Source organism: Thiolapillus sp. (assembly GCF_048562965.1).
Taxonomy (GTDB): Bacteria; Pseudomonadota; Gammaproteobacteria; order Chromatiales; family Chromatiaceae; genus Thiolapillus; species Thiolapillus brandeum_A.
In genome coordinates this window covers 1-1,254 of sequence record NZ_JBHNMF010000843.1, presented here as the reverse complement: position 1 = coordinate 1,254, position 1,254 = coordinate 1, and the positions used below count along the sequence as shown (strand labels likewise).

Annotated in this window: 1 protein-coding gene; it reads left to right on the top strand. The window is 60.4% G+C overall.

Features of this window, described 5'->3' with window-relative positions:
- Positions 1–1,109, top strand: a 1,109-nt coding sequence (locus ACOCD2_RS20545) for a hypothetical protein (protein WP_419626010.1), incomplete at its 5' end; no start/stop codon positions are given.
- Positions 1,110–1,254 lie beyond the last annotated feature (145 nt).

Sequence of the window (1,254 nt, the reverse complement as noted above, 5' to 3'; positions counted from 1 at the left end):
GGGGCAACATGAACATGAACTACCCGGCACGCAAGGACAAGTGGCGGGTGGATGCGATCCCTTTCGACCCGCGCAACACGGAAGCGTTTGCCGGTCTGCACGCGGCACACAGCTCACCGTTCTACATTTTCGACGAAGCTTCGGCCATCCCGGACAAGATCTGGGAAGTTGCGGATGGTGGTAAGACGGACGGTGAGCCGTTCCACTTTGCGTTCGGGAATCCGACGCAGCCGGTGGGAATGTTCCGGGAGCTGTTTGACATGGAGGGCTGGGTCACGTATCACGTGGACGCGCGCAAGTCGGGTATTACGAACAAGGATCACCTCGATGCGATGGTTCGCAAGTACGGTGAAGATTCGGACACGGTGCGTGTGCGGGTCAAGGGTGAGTTCCCGTTGCAGGGCAATGACACGGTGAACGGGGCGGATGATGTGAGGGAGGCCATGGCCCGCCCTGTGGTGGCGGGGGATCACGGCCAGGCGCTGGTATGCGGCATCGACGTATCGCGCGGCGGCCTTGACAGCACGGTTGTGACATTGCGCCGGGGGCGGGATGCGCGCACGCTGCCCACCTGGCGGTATGCGGCCTCGATGACGAAGGACACGGAGCGGCTGGCAACACGGATCATTGCAGACCTGCTCCCTTTCCAGCCGGATATCATTGCTGTGGATGCTACGGGTGTGGGCGGGCCTCTTGCGGACATTCTTCGAAAGCGAAGCGCCCCGGCGGTGGATGTGCATTTCGGATCCAAAGCACTTCAGGACAGGCTGTACATCAACCGGGGTACTGAGCTGTGGTTCGAGATGAAGGACTGGCTGATCGCCGGAGGGTGCATCAAGTCCACGATACTGAAGCTGGAGAAGGAGCTGATAGCCCGGCTGTATGAGATCAATGAGACGTCAGACAAGACGAAGCTGGTTCCGAAGGACAAGCAGCCGGGGGGCTCACCGGACTTCGCAGATGCGCTGGCGCTGACCTTTGCCTTCCCGGGGATCTTGCCCCGACACACGACATGGGGTAATGTGCTGACATTCAACAGTAATCCGAAACCGGCACAGGCGTATCCTGTGCTTCCCTGGGAGCAACCAAAGCGTCATGCATTCTCCTAAAGCACCCAAGCCTTCGATAGCGCAGCAGCAGAGCGCGTCACGGGCCAATGCACCGGTTCAGCCTTTTGCGGGATCCCCGGGGTCTCAGCTCGGTGGTCTGCTGGGGGATCAGTCGATGTGGTTCAGTTATATGCGCCCACGATCC